The organism is Novosphingobium sp. Gsoil 351, from assembly GCF_009707465.1.
Lineage (GTDB): Bacteria > Pseudomonadota > Alphaproteobacteria > Sphingomonadales > Sphingomonadaceae > Novosphingobium.
Genome location: NZ_CP046120.1, coordinates 2,534,706 through 2,548,357, shown reverse-complemented (window position 1 = coordinate 2,548,357; position 13,652 = coordinate 2,534,706). Strand labels below are relative to the sequence as shown.

General features: G+C 66.2%; 11 protein-coding genes. 4 read left to right on the top strand and 7 right to left on the bottom strand.

The features are described 5' to 3' along the window. Window positions 1-9 precede the first annotated feature (9 nt). From GKE62_RS12340 to GKE62_RS12320, 5 genes are all read right to left on the bottom strand, one after another. Window positions 10-405, bottom strand: coding sequence for an MAPEG family protein (locus GKE62_RS12340; protein ID WP_154692495.1), 396 nt, complete (start codon window positions 403-405; stop codon window positions 10-12). Between the two features lie 102 nt (window positions 406-507). Further along, window positions 508-888, bottom strand: coding sequence for an ATP-dependent Clp protease adapter ClpS (gene clpS / locus GKE62_RS12335; protein ID WP_154692494.1), 381 nt, complete (start codon window positions 886-888; stop codon window positions 508-510). A gap of 142 nt (window positions 889-1,030) precedes the next feature. Then, complete coding sequence (locus GKE62_RS12330) at window positions 1,031-1,909, bottom strand: phasin family protein (protein ID WP_154692493.1); 879 nt, start codon at window positions 1,907-1,909, stop codon at window positions 1,031-1,033. Between the two features lie 123 nt (window positions 1,910-2,032). Continuing rightward, window positions 2,033-3,076 (bottom strand): rod shape-determining protein, encoded by a 1,044-nt coding sequence (locus GKE62_RS12325; RefSeq protein ID WP_230206676.1) that lies wholly within the window; start codon window positions 3,074-3,076, stop codon window positions 2,033-2,035. A 137-nt stretch (window positions 3,077-3,213) separates the two neighbouring features. Next, window positions 3,214-5,091 carry an alpha/beta hydrolase gene (locus GKE62_RS12320; protein WP_154692492.1) on the bottom strand — a complete coding sequence of 626 codons (1,878 nt, stop codon included), beginning with the start codon at window positions 5,089-5,091 and terminating at the stop codon, window positions 3,214-3,216. Between the two features lie 193 nt (window positions 5,092-5,284). Between GKE62_RS12320 and GKE62_RS12315 the strand changes: the two genes are divergently transcribed. From GKE62_RS12315 to GKE62_RS12300, 4 genes are all read left to right on the top strand, one after another. Continuing rightward, window positions 5,285-6,484, top strand: a complete 1,200-nt coding sequence (locus tag GKE62_RS12315) for an LL-diaminopimelate aminotransferase (protein WP_154692491.1) — start codon at window positions 5,285-5,287, stop codon at window positions 6,482-6,484. A 137-nt stretch (window positions 6,485-6,621) separates the two neighbouring features. After that, window positions 6,622-7,419: a crotonase/enoyl-CoA hydratase family protein gene (locus GKE62_RS12310; RefSeq protein ID WP_154692490.1), complete on the top strand. Its 798-nt coding sequence runs from the start codon at window positions 6,622-6,624 to the stop codon at window positions 7,417-7,419. Between the two features lie 133 nt (window positions 7,420-7,552). Continuing rightward, entirely contained in the window at window positions 7,553-9,202 is a 1,650-nt protein-coding gene (locus GKE62_RS12305; RefSeq protein WP_154692489.1) for a M20/M25/M40 family metallo-hydrolase, read from the top strand. 101 nt (window positions 9,203-9,303) lie between these two features. Continuing rightward, on the top strand, window positions 9,304-9,843 hold the full coding sequence (locus GKE62_RS12300) for a hypothetical protein (protein WP_154692488.1): 540 nt from the start codon (window positions 9,304-9,306) through the stop codon (window positions 9,841-9,843). A 118-nt stretch (window positions 9,844-9,961) separates the two neighbouring features. On the opposite strand, the gene GKE62_RS12295 is transcribed toward GKE62_RS12300, so the two are convergent. Together GKE62_RS12295 and ggt are read right to left on the bottom strand one after the other, a co-directional pair. Then, a complete protein-coding gene (locus GKE62_RS12295; protein ID WP_154692487.1) occupies window positions 9,962-11,761 on the bottom strand; it encodes a long-chain fatty acid--CoA ligase in 1,800 nt (599 codons plus the stop codon). 142 nt (window positions 11,762-11,903) lie between these two features. Beyond that, on the bottom strand, window positions 11,904-13,643 hold the full coding sequence (gene ggt / locus GKE62_RS12290) for a gamma-glutamyltransferase (RefSeq protein ID WP_154692486.1): 1,740 nt from the start codon (window positions 13,641-13,643) through the stop codon (window positions 11,904-11,906). Window positions 13,644-13,652 lie beyond the last annotated feature (9 nt).

Here is a 13,652-nt window from a genome sequence, read left to right as displayed (position 1 = left end):
GCGCAAAAGTCAGCCCACAAGTAGTGGCTTAATCGCCAGGATAAGGCCGAGGATGCTGGCCATCCACACCAGGGTGCGGACCTTGGGCACGCCAAAGCCATAGAGCGGCAGGTAGACCGCCCGTGCGCCCAGCCACAGCCAGCCGCCGAGCGCGGTGGTTTCGCTCGTCTTGCCCGCGACGACCACGCCGAGCAGCGCGATGATCGCGATGGGCAGCGTTTCGAGGAAGTTGTCGCGGGCGCGCTCCAGCCGCCCGACAACCGGTGACGGTGGCGCCACCGCCTCGTCGCGCGCGCCCATGTTCCAGGTGACGCCGTACTGGCGGGTCTTGGCCTGGACCGCGGCGACGATATGGACGAACAGGAGCACGGCACCCCATGCAAGGATCGTCAGCTCGGTCGGCATAATCGCGTTCCCCGTTGTTCAGCGGGATTGTGGCGCGGATCGTGGTTGGTGTCGAGCGGCGGGTCAATTGTTCACGAAGCGAGCTCGTGATGGACTCTCAGCTCACGCCTTTTCCAGCGTGCATTGTAACGGGTGCTGGTTCTGTCTGGCGAAATCCATCACCTGGTTCACCTTGGTCTCGGCGATCTCGTAGGGGAAAATCCCGCAGACCCCGACGCCCTTCTGGTGGACGTGAAGCATGACCCTCGTCGCTGCTTCGAGATCCATCCCGAAGAACCGCTTGAGGCACATCACCACGAATTCCATCGGAGTGTAATCGTCGTTGAGCATCAGCACTTTGAACATGCTGGGCTTCTTCGGCTTGGTCCGGGTCTTGGTCGCGACGCCGAGTTGATCGTCGCCATCCGGGCCGCGTGGGGCGCCGGGGCCATCATCGTCGTCCGCGGCGCGGACGGTGAGCCAAAGATCGTCGTACGGAATCATCGTCGCCTTAATATCGCATCGTCAGGGCCGAGCGGCAAGGGCAGGTGGTTAATCGAACGTGCAACAAGCGAGCGGGCCGGAGGTTTCCCCCGGCCCGCGGCTTTTTCGTTCGCGGCCGCGCGTTTGCGCGGACCGCAAATGCTTAGGCGGCCTTGCGGACCTTTTCGACCGCGAGGCTGACGCGGCTGGAGATCGGCTGGAACGCTTCGTTGGCCAGCTTCAGCGTGGCTTCGGCGTTCTTCGAGTTGAACGCCACGGCGTTGTCGAAGTACTTGCGCAGCAGCTTGCTCTGGATTTCGACGAACTCCTTGGGCGACTTGACCGAAGTCAGTTCCTTCGCGTCGGCCTGCATCGCCTCGAAGGTCGACTTGACCTCGGCGACGTAGCTCTTGCCCATCGTCTGGATGCCGTTGGCGAGAACCTTGCCGGTCTCGACCAGCGCCTCGAGGTTGCCCTTCGAGAACTCGTTGGCATCGCCCAGCGCGGCCTGGCTCTTTTCGAACGCGGTCTTGGCGCGCTCCTGGGCGTCCTTCACGGCGTCCTGGATCTTGGACGAGAAATCTTCGGTGGTCTTTTTGATGGTGGTGGCCATGGTGGTGTCCTTCAGTTTGGTGACAAGGTTGGTGGCGGGCTTGAAAACGGGCTTTGCGGTCTTGGTTGCCATCGCCGCGGCCTTGCGGGCGGGCTTGGCTTTGAGGGCGACAGGCTTCGGCGCGGCCTTGGCGGCCGCCTTCACCTTGATCGTCGGCTTCTTCTTGGCGACGGCGGGCTTGGCGGCGCGCTTGACCGCAAGCTTCGCCGGAGCGGGCTTGGCGGCCGGCGTCGCCTTGACGGTGGGCGCGGGCTTGGCGGCGAGCGCTTCGGCCTTGGCCGTAACCGGGGTCGGCGCTTCGGCCTTGACTGGCGCGGGCGCGGCTTCGGCCGGCGCGGGCTTGGTCACGGCAGGCTGGGCGGTGACCGCCTTTTCGCTTGCCGCGGCATAGGCCTTTTCGGCAGCGTCGGTGATCGGGGCATCGGCCATTTCGTATCTCACTCCAGCAGCGCGGAACCCATCGGTCCGCTCATGTTGCAGTGCACAAATAATCGCCGCAGTTGCGAAGTCAAGAACTTTTTGTTGCAGTGCAGCAAATAGCTCGGGCGAGCGTCAGACCCGGTGGAGCACTCCGCGGTAGGCTAGCCCTTCGAGCGTCCGCCCCGCGCCCACTGCGACGCAGTTCATCGGATCATCGGCGATCCGCACCGGGAGCCCGGTCTCTTCGGCCAGGACCGCGTCGATCCGCGGCAGCAGCGATCCTCCTCCGGTCATCACGATTCCGGCTTCGATGATGTCGGCAGCGATTTCGGGCGGGGTGTGCTCGAGCGCGCGGCGCACCGCCAGCACGATCTGATCAACCGGCTCGACCAAGGCCTCGATCAGCAGGGCGTGGCTCACCTCGATCTCGCGCGGCCGCCCGCGGGCGACGTCGCGGCCCTTGATCACGGTCATAGCCTCGGCGTCGCCCTTGGCCAGCCGCGCCGCGCCCACCGCCTTCTTGACCCGCTCGGCGGTGGCCTCGCCGATCAGCAGGTTGTGCTGCCGACGGACCGCGGCGGCGATGGCGTCGTCCATCTGGTCGCCGCCGACGCGCACCGACATCGCCATGCTCAGCCCCTGGATCGAGATCACCCCGACCTCGGTGGTGCCGCCGCCGATGTCGACGACCATCGATCCAGTCGGTTCGTTCACGGGCAGGTCGGCCCCGATCGCCGCGGCCATCGGTTCGTCGATCAGCCACACCTTCCTTGCGCCGGCGCGCGTAACGGCATCGCGGATCGCGCGGCGCTCGACCATCGTCGATCCCGAGGGCACGCAGATCACCATCTCGGGCCCGGCCCGGCCCCAGCGGCGCGCGCCCTGGACCTTTTCGACGAAGTGGCGGAGCATCTGCTCGGCCACTTCGATATCGGCGACCACCCCGTTGCGTAGCGGGCGGACGGTGCGGACATTGTCGGGCGTGCGCCCCAGCATCAGTTTGGCGTCATCGCCGACCGCGCGCACCCGGGTGATCCCGTCGATCGTCTCGAGCGCGACCACCGAGGGTTCGGCCAGCACCACCCCCTCGCCTTTGACGTAGACGACGGTGTTGGCCGTGCCGAGGTCGATCGCCAGATCGACCGGGCGGAACGGCGAAAAATCGAAGAAGGACAAATGGAGACCCCGGACCCGTGTTGTGCGCCCAAAGCGAGGGGGGCGCGAACATGAGCGCCAGATGAACCGGACGCGTCAGTGCGACGAGGCGGGCGGACATGGCGGCGGGGCGGGGCGCGACTGCCGACCCGCCCGGTTTACCGAGACTTCACGTACCGTCCCGGCGCGTCCTCGATCACCGGATCACCCTTGCCGCCGGGCACGCGCTTGCCCTTTGCCGGAACGGTAGCGGCGTCCTGGATCTTGAGCCACTCGACCCAGTCTGGCCACCAGCTACCCTTGGTCTCGGTGGCGCCCGCGACGAATTCGGTGAGCGAGCCGGGCTTCCCGGGATTTGTCCAGTACTGGTACTTGCCCGCGTCCGGCGGGTTGACCACCCCGGCGATGTGGCCGCTGCCCGCCAGCACGAACTTGGCCGGACCCTTCACATGGCGGAGCATCCGCCACACGCTTTCGGCGGGCGCGATGTGATCCTCCTTGCCCGCCTGGATATAGATCGGGGTCTCGATCAGCGCGAGGTCGAGCGGGGTTCCGTCGATGCTGAGCGCGTCGGGCTGGACCAGCTTGTTGTCGCGGTAGAGGTCTTTCAGATACGACTTGTGCCACTTGGCCGGCAGGTTGGTGACGTCGCCGTTCCAGTGGAGCAAGTCGAACGCGGGGTAGTCGTCGCCCAAAAGGTAGTTGTTGATCACGTAGTTCCAGATCAGGTCCGGCCCGCGCAGCATGTTGAAGGTCGCGGCCATATAGCGCCCGTCGAAAGTGCCGTCGGTGACCATGCTGTCGATCAGCGCGAGGTGCTTGTCGTCGATCAGCAGGCGCAGATCGCCCGACAGCTCGAAATCGACTTGTGCGGTGAAGAACGTCGCACTCTTGACCTTGCTCGCCTCGCCCCGGCGGGCAAGCAGCGCGAGCGCCGCGGCGAGTGTCGTTCCGGCCACGCAATAGCCGATGGTGTGGACGCTCTCCACGCCCAGCCGCGCGCGGATCACGTCGATCGCCTCGATCTCGCCGAGTACGTAGTCGTCCCACATGACATCGGCGATGCTGGCATCGGCGCTCTTCCACGAGACAACAAACACGCTGATCCCCTGCGCCACCGCCCAACGGATGAAGCTTTTCTTCTCGTTGAGATCGAGGATGTAGAAGCGGTTGATCCACGGCGGGAAGATCACAAGCGGCACGGCGAGCACGTCGGGCGTGGTCGGGGTGTACTGGATCAGCTGATACAGCGGGGTTTCGAAGATAACCTTGCCCGGCGTCACCGCGATGTTGCGACCGACCTCGAACGCATCGGGATCGGTATGGGTCAGCTGGCCCTTCCTGAGGTCCGCCAGCAGGTGCTCCATGCCCTTGACCAGATTGTCGCCCTTGGTCGCCAGGGTGCGTTCGAGTACCACCGGGTTGGTCAGCGGGAAATGCGCGGGGCTCAGCGCATCGACCATCGTCCTGGTGTTGAACGCAAGCTGGGCGCGCCCCTGCTCGTCGAGGCCCGGCGTCTTTTGCGCCAGCGTGACGAGTTGGTCGGCAAGCATCAGGTAGGTCTGGTGGATGAGCGCGAACACCGGTTGTTCGCGCCACTTCGGGTCCGCGAAACGGCGGTCGCTGCGCGGCAGTTTGGCAGCGGTCTCGCCGGTGGCCGCCGAAGGCCCGATCCCGAACTGGCCGAGCACGGTCTGCCACAGCGCCAGACCGTCTTCCCACATCTGCTTCTGCACCGCCGGATCGCCCAGCGGCAATTGCCGCCACCAGCCCTGGACCTGCGCCGCCCACTTCACCGGATCGAACATCTGGGCGAGCGCGGGCTGGCCCTTGCTTGCCTGCTCGGCCGAAAAATCGAGCCACATCTTCTGAAGCTTGCCTGCGACCAGCGCCCACTGCTGGACGTCCGCGGGCTGCGGCAGGGCCTCGGGCGCGCCCGGCAGATACTGGCCGAACATCTGTTGGAGCGCGTCGCCCTGCATGTCGCGCAGCTTTTCGAAGATGGTCGGCGGATCGTCGTGGAGCGTATCGGTCATGGCTTGGATTCCTTGGCGGACGCGATCCGCATAGCGCATGACAGAGGTTTGGTGCAGTCCTTCGCTGTCCGAAAATCGCCACCGACCGGCGGCTTGCGGAGTTGTGGTTTGCGGGAACAGCGGATTCGCGTAGAGTCATGGTGCGGCGCGGCATGGTGCGCGTCGCGGCCCAAGGACGAAACGAACCGCCCCGATGGAAGACGAATTCTACCGCATCAAGCGCCTGCCGCCCTACGTGATCGCCGAAGTCAACGCGATGCGTCACGCGGCACGCCAGGCGGGGCGCGACATTATCGACCTGGGGATGGGTAATCCGGACCTGCCCCCAGCGCAGCATGTGATCGACAAGCTGTGCGAGGTGGCGAGCAAGCCCGGCGCGCACGGCTATTCGCAGTCCAAGGGCATCCCCGGACTGCGCAAGGCACAAGCGAACTATTATGGCCGCCGCTTCGGGGTCGATCTCGATCCCGAGCGTGAGGTGGTGGTGACCATGGGTTCCAAGGAGGGCCTTGCCAGCCTCGCCACCGCGATCACCGCACCGGGCGACGTCGTGCTCGCCCCCAACCCGAGCTACCCGATCCACACCTTCGGCTTCATTATCGCCGGGGCCACGATTCGCAGCGTCCCGACCACTCCGAACGAGGATTACTGGCGCGCACTCGATCGGGCGATGGCGTTCACCGTGCCGCGTCCTTCGATCGTGGTGGTGAACTATCCCAGCAACCCCACCGCCGAGACGGTCGACCTTGCGTTCTACGAGCGGCTGGTGGCGTGGGCCAAGGAGAACAAGGTCTGGGTGATCTCCGACCTCGCCTATTCAGAGCTTTACTATGACGGCAACCCAACGGTCTCGATCCTGCAGGTGCCAGGGGCGAAGGACGTCGCGGTCGAGTTCACCTCGCTGAGCAAGACGTTCTCGATGGCCGGCTGGCGGATCGGGTTTGCGGTGGGCAACCAGCGGCTGATTTCGGCGATGACCCGGGTCAAGAGCTACCTCGATTACGGTGCATTCACGCCGATCCAGGCGGCCGCCTGCGCCGCGCTCAACGGCCCGCAGGACATCGTCGTCAAGAACCGCGAACTCTACGCCAAGCGCCGCGACGTCCTGGTCGAAAGCTTCGGCCGCGCCGGGTGGGACATTCCCCCGCCCAAGGCGTCGATGTTCGCCTGGGCGCCGTTGCCGCCCGCGCTCAAGGACATGGGCAGCCTTGAGTTCTCCAAGCAGTTGCTGGTTCACGCCGATGTCGCCGTGGCCCCAGGCGTGGGTTACGGCGAGGAAGGCGAAGGCTTCGTCCGCATCGCCCTGGTCGAGAACGAGCAGCGGCTGCGCCAGGCCGCGCGCAACATCCGCCGCTATCTTCAGACGATGGGGGTCAACGCCTCGGCTGCATAAGCTGATACGCGTGAAGGCCGATTTCTGTCGGCTTGCGAATCAGTGGCAACACGGCGGCACGCGGTTCGACCGGCGAAACCCGCTGGACGATGCGGCGGTTTCGGGCGAGGGATGGCGCTGATCAAGGAGCCCGCCGAATGAATTTCCGCAATCGCATCGAATTGACCCTGGAGAACGGGGTGGCTCACGTTCAATTGGTCCGCGCCGACAAGATGAACGCGCTCGATCCCGAGATGTTCGCCGCGATCCTGGAAGCTGGCAGCCACCTGTTCGAGGAACCTGCGGCACGCTGCGTGGTGCTATCGGGCGCAGGCCGTTCGTTCTGCGCCGGGCTGGATCTTACCAGCATGGGCCAAACCGATCGCCACCGCGAGGTTCCGCTGACCGAGCGCACCCACGGCAATGCCAACGCCCCGCAGCAAGCGGCGATGGTCTGGCGCAAGCTGCCGATTCCGGTGATCGCGGCAATTCACGGAGTGTGCTTCGGCGGTGGCCTGCAGATCGCCAGCGGCGCCGACATCAAGATCGTCGCGCCCGATGCGCGGCTGGCGGTGATGGAGGTCAAGTGGGGCCTCGTCCCCGACATGGCCGGCTACGTGCTGTGGCGAGGCAACGTGCGCGACGACGTGCTGCGCGAGCTGACCTACACTCACCGCGAATTTACCGGCGAGGAGGCGGTAGCCTATGGCTTTGCCACCCACGCCGACGCCAATCCGCTGGCCCGCGCCATGGCCCTGGCGCAAGATATCGCGAGCAAGAGCCCGCACGCGGTGCGCGCCGCCAAGACCATCTCCAACAAGTGGTGGGACGCGACCAACGACCAGTTGCTGATGGCCGAAAGCCACGAGCAGCAGCGCTTGATGGGCAGCAAGAACCAGCGCGAGGCGGTGCTGGCCGGATTGGAAAAGCGCAAGGCCGAGTTCGGCGATCCGTAATTTTCGCCCCGCTTCACCCAGCGCGGTTCGTCCAGAGCTTGTCGAAGAACCCCTTTGTTCTTCGGGCAGCAGTGCGCGAGGCACGAAGAACAGGACGGTGCGTCGACAAGCTCAGCACCAACGGGTCATTGCCATGAACATTCGCATCGCACTCTGCCTCGCGGCCCTCCTCGCCGCCACGCCGCTGGCGGCACAGGATATTTCCGCCGAACGCCTCGCCGAGACGGTAAAGGTTCTAGCCTCCGACACGTTCGAAGGCCGCGCGCCCGGCACCGTGGGGGAGGACCGGACGATCGGCTATCTGATCGGACGATTCCAGGCGCTGGGACTCGAACCTGGCGGACCCGCCGGGGCCTGGACCCAGACCGTGCCGCTGCTCCACACCCAGCTGGGCGAGGCTAGAAAATTCGATGTCGCGACAAGCGGCCAAACGATCTCGTGGAAGCCGGGCACCGACGTCTACGTCTCGACACTTCAACCGGTCGATGTCGCGCGCGTGGAAAAGGCTCCGCTGGTGTTCGTCGGTTATGGTGTGACCGCGCCAGAGCGCAAGTGGGACGACTTCAAAGGCGCCGACCTCAAGGGCAAGGTCGCTGTGTTCTTGGTCAACGACCCCGATTTCGCCGCCGCCAAGACCGATCCCGTCGCGGGTAAATTCGGCGGGCGGACGATGACCTACTACGGCCGCTGGACCTACAAGTTCGAGGAAGCCGCCCGCCGTGGAGCGGTCGCCGCGCTTATCGTCCACGAGACCGAGGCCGCCGGCTACGGCTGGAGCGTGGTTACCGCTCCGCGCGGCGAAAACTACGATCTGGTCCGCGAGCCTGGCAAGCTCACAAGTCTGGCCCTGCAAGGCTGGATCTCGGGCGAGGCGGCCACAGCGCTGTTCGCCGCCGCCGGGCAGGACCTGGCGAAGCTGCGAGTCGCCGCAAGGACGGCGAAGTTCCGCCCTGTGCCGCTCAGCGCCACGCTCGACGCCGCGGTGCCCAGCACCCACGGCGTGGTCCAGAGCCACAACGTCCTCGCCCGCATTCCCGGTGCGGCTTACCCCGACGAGGTGGTGATGTACGGGGCGCACTGGGACGCCTATGGCCGCGGCGCGCCTGACGCGCTGGGCCGCGTGTTCCGCCCCGGCGCGAACGACGACGCGCTGGGTGTCGCCGGACTGCTCGAGATCGCCCGCGCTTTCAAGGCCGCGCCGCTGCCCGAGCGCAGCGTCGTGTTCGGCATCTGGACAGCCGAGGAGCGGGGCCTGCTCGGGTCGGAGGCCTACGCGACTGCCCCAGTCTATCCGCTCGCCAAGACCGTCGCCAGCCTCACGCTCGACATCTTGCAGACCGCGGGTCCCGCCAAGGACGTGATCCTGGTCGGCCAAGGCAAGACGACGCTCGAGGACGATCTCGCCCGGGTCGCCGCTGCGCAAGGTCGCGCGGTGAGCGTCGAGAGCCTGCCCGAGCGCGGTCTGTACTACCGCGCCGATCACTTCAGCCTGGCCAAGCGCGGGGTGCCGCCGTTGCTGATGATGGGGATCGCCGGAGCCAGCGACCTGGTCGAGGGCGGCAAAGCGGCGGGGCAGGCGTGGGTCGATGCCTATACCGGCCAATGCTATCACCAGACCTGCGACGTCTGGTCACTCGAATGGAACCTGACGGGCGCGGTACAGGATGTCGCGCTGATGCAAACTATCGGCGATCACCTCGCGAATTCCAGACATTGGCCCGAATGGAAGGCGGGTAGCGAGTTCGCCCAAGTCCGTGCGGCCAGCAAGGCCGACCGGCGTTGAACGCTCCTGCCGTTCACTTAACCGGATGCTAACCATATTGCGGTGAACTGTGCCGGTGACGGACCCACGGGGGGTGGATCCCGACCGGAGCAACGGGGCACATGGCCACTACCGACACTGCATCGCTGACGATCGCCGAACTGCGCGAATTCGCCGGCTTCTCGAACGCCGAGCAGCGCTACATCAAGCGCAGTCTCGACATCGGGCTCGGTCGCCAGGACGCCTTCAAGTTGTGGGCGCGTACCCCCGACGAGACCTCGGCAATCCGCAGCCAGTACCTGCTCTACCAGGAACTCAAGGCCCTGCGCGGCGAGATGGCCGCCGGCGCCATAGATCACGGCGGGTTCGACGGGATCGAGCAGTTCATGGGCACCCTGATTCGCCTGACCGCATTCGACCTGGCGCAGGAACGGCTATCCGGCTTTTCCGCCTATCGTTTCCTCTACGAGCGCCTGCTCGGCGCGGAAGTGCGGCCGTGGCTGCCGTCAGCGTTCTGCGCCGCCGCCGCGCTGCCCCAGATTCGTCCGGAACGGAGGCGGGGGCTGTTGCAGTCGATCAGCGAGGCTGCAGCCACCGCGCCGGGCTGGAGCGCCAGGGCGCCGACGTTCTACCCGGAATGGGTGGAGAAGGAGGCGGCCTGAGCGGGCTGACGGCGTTGCGGTGACGCGCTCTCGACGCCAGACCCGCAATTTCGGTGGGACGCAAACATTCGTTCGCAAGTTCGCGCGGATGGAGGGAGCACGTCTGCTCGCTAGACTCTCACCCCTTGTACAACCCGTCCAGCCGCGCCCCATAGCGTTCCCGGATCTTGTGCCGCCGGATCTTCATGCTGGGGGTCATCTCCTCGTTCTCGATCCCGAACGGTTCGTCGGCGAAGGCGATCTGGCGGACCTTTTCGGTTACTGAGAGGTCTTTGTTGACCCGGTCGACAGCGGCCTTGACGGCGTTGCGGAAGGCGGGGAGGTCGCTCAGCGCCTTGATGTCGAACTTCTCGCCGTTGGCCACCGCCCATTCCGCGGCCCATTCCGCATCCGGCACCACCAGCCCGACGAGATAGGGCCGGCGGTCGCCGACAACCATCGCCTGCATGATCTCGGGTTGCAGCGTCAACATCCCCTCGACCTTCTGGGGGGCGACGTTGTCACCCTTGTCGTTGACGATCATGTCCTTCTTGCGGTCGGTGATGACAATTCGGCCCCTATCGTCGAGATGCCCGATGTCGCCGGTGTGGAGCCAACCATCGACCAGCGCGCGCGCCGTCTCCGCTGGATTTTGCCAGTAGCCATGCATCACCAGTTCGCCGCGGACGAGGATTTCACCGTCCTCGGCGATTCGCACCTCGACCCCGTGCATGGGCGGGCCGACAGTATCCATCCGGATGCCCGCGGCGGGGCGGTTGCAACTGATGATCGGTCCGGCCTCGGTCTGGCCATAGCCCTGCAACAGGGTGATCCCCATCGTATCGAAAAACGCGCCGACTTCGGGGTTGAGCGGCGCCCCGCCGGAGACCATCGCCTTCATCCGCCCGCCGAAGCGGGCGCGGATCTTGGGGCGCAGGGTGCGGTCGAGGATCAGATTCATTGGCCTGTCGCGCAATCGGTCCTTACCCGCCAGCCGCCCCTCACCGATGCTCATCGCCCGGCCCATCAGGTAGTTGGCGACCTTCCCCTGCTTTTCGACCTGACGCATGATCCGGGTGCGCAACACCTCGAACAAGCGGGGGACCACCACCATTATCGTCGGGCGGGATTCCTCGATGTTGGAGGCGAGCTTCTCTAGGCTTTCGGCGTACCAGATTTCCGCGCCCAGCCCGATCGGCAGGAATTGCCCGCCCGAATGCTCGTAGGCATGGCTGAGCGGAAGGAACGAGAGGAAGCGTTCGTCGCCCCAGCCGAAGTCTTCGGAAATGATCCGCGCCGCGCCCGCGACATTGGTGATGATCGAACCGTGGTGGAGCATCACCCCGCGCGGCGCCCCGCCGGTGCCGCTGGTGTAGATCAGGCAGGCGAGGTCGCCCCGCTCAACGGTGGCCTGATGCGCATCGACGGTCGCGCGCGCGGCCGCGGCATTGCCGCCCAGCAGGGCGTCCCAATCGTGGAACGACACCATGCCGGCCTGCGCGGTGCGCAGCGGCTCGATGCCGATGACATGCTCGCATTCGGCGCGGAATACCGCGGGGAGCAGTGGCTTGGCGAGCTTGGCGGTCGAGACGATCACCGCCTTGGCGCCCGAATTCTCGAGGATATGGAGGTGATCGCGTTCGGTGTTGGTGGTGTAGGTCGGCACGGTCACCAGCCCCGCGGCCATGATCCCCAGATCGGCGATGCACCATTCGGGGCGGTTCTCGGACACCAGCATCACCCGGTCGCCGGGTTTGAGCCCCAGGCCGAGCAGTCCTTCGGCGAGCAGGCAAACCCGCTCCGCCGCCTGAGCCCAAGAGATTGCCTGCCACTGCCCAGCGCGCTTGACCGACAGGAACGGCTGATCGCCGCGGGTAGCGGCGCGGTCGAGAAACATCGCAACCAGGCTGTTGTAGGTATCGAAATCGGCCAGCTTCAACTCATTGCTCCCCCACCTCCGCTCATCCCGAGTGTGTCGAAGGATGTCGCGCAATGGCCGAGCCTGGCGCGGCATGTCTCGACTTTGCTCGACATGAGTGGGCCTTGTCAGGTGGCTTTATCAGTCTGCGGCATGACGGCAACTACTCGGCGACTGCTGCGCCCTCGCTGCGCGGATCGGCCGCCCCGATCCAGCGATTGCCGACGCGTTCGATCGCGTTGGCCTTGAAGCTGGGCTCACGCGCAATCACGGACTTATGGCCGAGCGCGACGAGCGCCGGGATCATCGCCTCGAGCGCGCTGCCCTTCTCGACGAACACCGTATCGCCCTCGGGCGCGAAGATCACCGGGAGCGCGATGGCGTCCTGCGCCGAGAGCTTCCAGTCGATCACGCCGATGATCGCCTTGAGCACTTGAGCCGGGATCGTTGCGCCCCCGGCCGCGCCGATCGCGAGGCGCAGGGCGCCGTCAGGACCATAGACAAGCGTCGGGGCCATCGAGCTGCGCGGGCGTTTGCCGGCTTCGACCCGGTTTGCGGTCGGGCGTCCGTTGGCGTCGCTAGGGGCGAGGTTGAAATCGGTCAGCTCGTTGTTGAGGTAGTAGCCGTTGACCACCAGCCCCGAACCAAAGATCGATTCGATCGTGGAGGTGTAGCTGACCGCGCTGCCCGCCTTGTCGACCGCGACGAAGTGCGAGGTGCCATTTTCGGGTTGCGTCGCCGGATCGGCCCAGCTCAGCGCCTGCGCGCCCGGCGGGGTGCCGGGGGAGATGACGCCGAGCGTGCGCGCCGGATCGATCAACGCCGAACGGCTCGCCAGATAGGCGGGGTCCATCAGACCCGCCGCGGGGACGGCCACGAAATCTCCGTCGCCGAGGTAGCGCCCGCGATCGGCGTAGGCGAGGCGTTCGGATTCGGCGATCAGGTGCCAGGCGACCGGCGAATCCTTGCCCAGCGCGCCGAGATCGAACCGTTCGAGTTGCTTGAGCGTGGCGTACACCGTCGTCGCGCCCGATGATGGCGGGCCCATCCCGCAGATGCGATAGCCACGGTATGCACCGCACAGGGGCTGACGTTCCTTCGCCTGGTAGGCAGCAAAATCGCTGGGCGTGGTTGGTGCGGGGTTGGTCGGCGCCTGGTTGATCCGGACCGTCGCCGCGGTGGGATTTTGCCCGGTGTAGAACGCGCCGGGACCCTTTTCGGACAGCTCGGTCAGGAAGTCGGCAAGCGCGGGGTTGCGGATGATCCGGCCGGTCGCGGCTGCGGTTCCGTCCTGGTTGTAGAACAAGTCGCGGCCCTCGGCGTCGTACGCCCCGGTGACGGGATATTCGGCCAGTACTTCGTGCAACCGCGGGGTCACCGCGAACCCGTCACGGGCGAGGCGGATCGCGGGTCCGAACAGGCGCTTCCAGGGCAGCTTACCATGCTGCCGATGGGCGAGCGCGGCCATCCGGATCGAGCCGGGCACGCCGACGCTGCGCCCACCGGGGATCGCCTCACGGATCGACATCGGCTTGCCGTCCTTGAAGAACCACTCGGGGTTCGCCGCGGCGGGCGCATTCTCGCGTCCGTCGTACGTAGTCACCGCGCCGTTCGGGTCGCCCCGGACGAGGAACCCGCCGCCCCCGATACCCGAGCTCTGCGGCTCGACCACGGTCAACGCGAGCATCGTTGCGATCGCGGCGTCGGTGGCGGTGCCCCCGGCGCGAAGCATCTCCGCCCCGGCTTGCGACGCGCGCGGATCGGCGGCGCTGACGATGCCTTGCGCCCCGGCGGTGGCGCTATCGAGCTGGCCGATGCGCGGGGGCGCGGTGGTCGTGGCGGGAAGGGTGGCGCAAGCAGACAGCGCGAGCGCGGCGAACGGAATCAAGAGACGGTGCGACATCGCCGCCGA

Excerpts from the sequence above, each read along its gene's own strand:
- clpS (WP_154692494.1), bottom strand. The coding sequence starts at position 888 with ATGATTCCGTACGACGATCTTTGGCTCACCGTCCGCGCCGCGGACGAC.
- GKE62_RS12330 (WP_154692493.1), bottom strand. The coding sequence starts at position 1,909 with ATGGCCGATGCCCCGATCACCGACGCTGCCGAAAAGGCCTATGCCGCG.
- GKE62_RS12340 (WP_154692495.1), bottom strand. The coding sequence starts at position 405 with ATGCCGACCGAGCTGACGATCCTTGCATGGGGTGCCGTGCTCCTGTTC.
- GKE62_RS12300 (WP_154692488.1), top strand. The coding sequence starts at position 9,304 with ATGGCCACTACCGACACTGCATCGCTGACGATCGCCGAACTGCGCGAA.
- ggt (WP_154692486.1), bottom strand. The coding sequence starts at position 13,643 with ATGTCGCACCGTCTCTTGATTCCGTTCGCCGCGCTCGCGCTGTCTGCT.
- GKE62_RS12320 (WP_154692492.1), bottom strand. The coding sequence starts at position 5,091 with ATGACCGATACGCTCCACGACGATCCGCCGACCATCTTCGAAAAGCTG.
- GKE62_RS12315 (WP_154692491.1), top strand. The coding sequence starts at position 5,285 with ATGGAAGACGAATTCTACCGCATCAAGCGCCTGCCGCCCTACGTGATC.
- GKE62_RS12310 (WP_154692490.1), top strand. The coding sequence starts at position 6,622 with ATGAATTTCCGCAATCGCATCGAATTGACCCTGGAGAACGGGGTGGCT.
- GKE62_RS12305 (WP_154692489.1), top strand. The coding sequence starts at position 7,553 with ATGAACATTCGCATCGCACTCTGCCTCGCGGCCCTCCTCGCCGCCACG.